This window comes from Maribacter sp. (assembly GCF_039968975.1).
Classification (GTDB): Bacteria; Bacteroidota; Bacteroidia; order Flavobacteriales; family Flavobacteriaceae; genus Maribacter.
Map to the genome: position 1 here is coordinate 1 of NZ_JBDVOT010000223.1, position 3,835 is coordinate 3,835.

4 protein-coding genes are annotated in these 3,835 nt (G+C 33.8%); all 4 read left to right on the plus strand.

What is annotated here, in order from left to right; translation table 11 throughout:
* On the plus strand, nt 1-1,003 hold a 1,003-nt coding region (locus tag ABJI11_RS15035), incomplete at its 5' end, for a trypsin-like peptidase domain-containing protein (protein WP_348353931.1).
* A gap of 116 nt (nt 1,004-1,119) precedes the next feature.
* The gene (locus tag ABJI11_RS15040; RefSeq protein WP_348353934.1) at nt 1,120-2,568 is read left to right on the plus strand and encodes a glyceraldehyde-3-phosphate dehydrogenase; all 1,449 of its coding nucleotides are present in this window, start codon (nt 1,120-1,122) and stop codon (nt 2,566-2,568) included.
* 146 nt (nt 2,569-2,714) lie between these two features.
* Nucleotides 2,715-3,338, plus strand: coding sequence for a tRNA (guanine-N1)-methyltransferase (locus tag ABJI11_RS15045; RefSeq protein ID WP_276492668.1), 624 nt, complete (start codon nt 2,715-2,717; stop codon nt 3,336-3,338).
* A gap of 31 nt (nt 3,339-3,369) precedes the next feature.
* Nucleotides 3,370-3,813: a GNAT family N-acetyltransferase gene (locus ABJI11_RS15050; protein WP_348353937.1), complete on the plus strand. Its 444-nt coding sequence runs from the start codon at nt 3,370-3,372 to the stop codon at nt 3,811-3,813.
* Nucleotides 3,814-3,835 lie beyond the last annotated feature (22 nt).

Consider the following 3,835-nt stretch of genomic DNA (forward strand, 5'->3'; position numbering starts at 1 on the left):
TCAGGTTACTTTGAACAATAATAGAACCTATAACGCCGAATTAATTGGTACTGATCCTAATTCTGATATTGCTTTAATTAAGATTGAAACAAAGGAAAAGCTACCCTATTTAGCTTTTGGTGATTCTGACCATACTAAAATTGGTGAATGGGTTCTAGCCGTTGGCAACCCTTTCAACCTAACATCAACTGTTACAGCCGGTATCGTAAGCGCTAAAGCACGTAACCTTGGAAAAAACCAATCTTTCATACAAACCGATGCCGCAGTGAACCCAGGAAACTCTGGCGGAGCCTTAGTAAATACAAATGGAGATTTAGTAGGTATCAATACCGCCATTACATCACAAACAGGATCATATGTAGGCTATTCATTTGCAGTGCCTAGCAACATAGCTAAAAAGGTTGTTCAAGATATTTTGGAATACGGTAATGTTCAAAAAGGCTTTATGGGTATTAGTCCCGCGCCGGTAAACACCAGAGATGCTATTGCAAAAGGTATCAATAATATTGATGGAGTATTCATTGAATTAGTAGAAGAAGAGTCTGCAGCACAAGAAGCAGGAATCGTTGTAGGTGATATTATTAAAAAAGTCGATGAAATAGATGTACATAAATACCCCGATTTAACTGGATACCTTTCTACGAAAAGACCCGGTGACACTTTAGAATTTGTTATCGACAGAGACAAAGAGCTACTTAAATTACCGTTAGTACTAAAAGAAAGACAAGCCTTGGTCGTACCTGAAATGGGCTTAGAAGTAAGAAACCTTACTGAGCATGATAAAAAAGTATACAAAACAACATCAGGTGTAAAAATCACCGGTGTTCCTGAAAGATACAGAGGCTACGGTCTATCCGAAAAAGTAATAGTCAAGGTAGACAACCATGATATAGGAAATATTGACGACGCCTATACTGCATTTGGCAGTATTTCTAAATATGGAAAAACTGTTATTGTCATGGTAGGTTCAAATGGCGAAAGAGACCGATTGATCTTTCAATAAAAAACAAACAAAAAAATACAGCCTTCGCAAAAACGAAGGCTTTTTTTTGAAAAATATTTATTTTAAGTGCTTAATTTTTCTAGTTTTGTGCGAATTGTAAAAATAATCAACTAATTATGGCTCCACAGACCACATTTGAAAAAGAGCTGGCATTTCAAGCAGACCGAAGAAAAGCCACGACAGAATTTATTAAAATCGTGAGCGATTTATGGTATGATAAATCTATTGAAATTGTCCTTTTTAAAAATCAGGTTATAGATAAAAATGTAAGTGATATCATTCATTTACACGAGTACGCAGGTGAATTTGTACAGAAACCGATATCCATTTTTGACTCGGTAGAAATTCTTCGATCAATTTCAGACATGATGCTTCCGCCTTCAAAGCTTGATATTGGTAAATTAACCTATGAATACCACTCTGACACCAATATCTTAAACAATGTAAAATCTTTTGTAATCGATAAATTACAATCTGCACAAGATTTTAAAAGTATAGAACCTAAAGATGTTGTACTATATGGTTTTGGAAGAATCGGTAGATTAGTTGCCAGAGAGTTAATGTCTAAAACTGGAAAAGGAAACCAATTACGACTAAGAGCAATTGTAGTTAGAGGAAAACCAAGCATAGAAAATCTTGAGAAAAGAGCCAGTTTACTAAGAATAGATTCTGTTCATGGTATATTCAACGGTACCGTAAAGGTTGATTATGCAAACCTTAAACTTATTATCAACGGCACAACGGTACATGTTATATATGCAAACATGCCCGAAGAAATAGATTATACCGAATATGGTATTAATGAAGCACTCGTTATCGATAATACCGGTGCATTTAGGACCAAAGAACAATTAGAAAGACACTTACAGGCAAAAGGGGCATCAAGAGTGCTATTAACCGCACCCGGTAAAGAAGTTGCAAATATTGTTCACGGTGTTAACCATTTAGAATATAGCCCAGATGATACAGAAATCTTCTCTGCAGCGTCTTGCACAACAAATGCAATTACACCAATATTAAAGGCTATAGAAGAAACTTTAGGTATTGAAAAAGGACATTTAGAAACTATCCACGCATATACTAATGATCAGAATTTGGTTGATAATATGCATGGAAAATACAGAAGAGGTCGTGCAGCAGCATTAAATATGGTCATTACCGAAACCGGAGCAGGAAAAGCAGTAACCAAAGCATTACCATCTTTAAAAGGTAAATTAACCTCTAACGCAATTAGAGTTCCTGTACCTAATGGTTCTTTGGCAATTTTAAATCTTGATATAAATCAAAAAACATCTCTTGAGGGCGTTAATAGCATGATTAAAAAATATGCGCTTGAAGGTGACTTGGTTGAACAAATTAAATACTCATTAGATAAAGAATTGGTATCATCTGATATTATAGGTACCTCTGCCCCATCTATTTATGATAGTATGGCAACAATTGTGTCAGAATCTGGCAAAAATATTGTTCTTTATATATGGTATGATAATGAGTACGGCTATTCGCATCAAGTTATTCGTTTAGCAAAATACATTGCTAAAGTTCGTCGTTTTACGTACTATTAATAGTCTTGTAGCAAAACATCTATTTAATGATTACTTACGTAATTAAATAAACAGTTTTATGCTTTGTACTTTTTTTTCATATTTCAAGAATTATAAAGTACTTTCGTCAACTCTAAATTATTCAAATTAACCTAAGAATCTATTACATGAAGTTTTATAGAATACTATTGTTGCTAGCCTTTCTTTTAGCTAGTAATGTAAATTTTGCGCAAGACACTGAAGAAGAGGGAGATAAACTATCTCTTGACGAAGGTCCAATCAGTAATCAGTTTGATTATATTGCGAAGCGTTCAGGAAATTATAGAGCAGATGGTGTTAGGTATGAAGTAGTAAAAGAAACTAATCTATTTAAAATCAGAAAGAATGTTTTAGATTCTATCGCCGCTATGAACAAAAAAACGGGCGAACTAAAATCTACAATTGCAGAACATGAGACTACAATTACATCTTTAAATAAAAAATTAGAGGAAACTACTACTAATTTAGGTGCAGTTACGGAAGAAAAGGATAGTATGTCTTTCTTAGGTCTACCTGTTTCTAAAGGAACATATAATTTTGTTCTTTGGACAATTATAGGAGCGTTGTTTTTAACTCTAGGTTTGTTTATCTATAAATTCAGAAATAGTAATATTTTAACCCAAGAGGCTAAACAAAACCTATCTGAACTAGAAGTTGAATACGAGGATCACAGAAGAAGAGCCTTAGAGCGAGAGCAAAAAATAAGTAGACAGCTACAAGACGAGATTAATAAACAGAAGAAAACTAAATAATTAAAAGCTCCTTACGGAGCTTTTTTTTGATATGATACGTATTAAAAGAATTACAATAGCAGAGATTAACGAAGTTGCTCCTCTTTTTAATGGGTACAGAGTGTTTTACAAAATGGAATCTGATCTTGTTGCTGCTGCGGAGTTTTTGAAAAACAGAATTGTAAAAGAAGAATCTATTATTTTTGCTGCTTACGAAAACAACAAAGCGGTAGGTTTCACCCAACTTTACTATACTTTTTCTTCCGTAAGCCTACAAAAATCTCTTATTTTAAACGATTTATATGTTGATGCCAATTATAGAAAACAATCTATAGGAGAACAATTACTACTGAAAGCACAAGAGTTTTGCAAAAAGAACACTTATAAAGGACTGGCACTAGAAACAGCTATTGACAATCCTGCCCAAAAATTATATGAGAAATTAGGATGGGAAAAAGATTTCCATGCTTTTCATTACTTTTGGCAGGTTAAATGATGATGCAAAATCAAAAGATGCG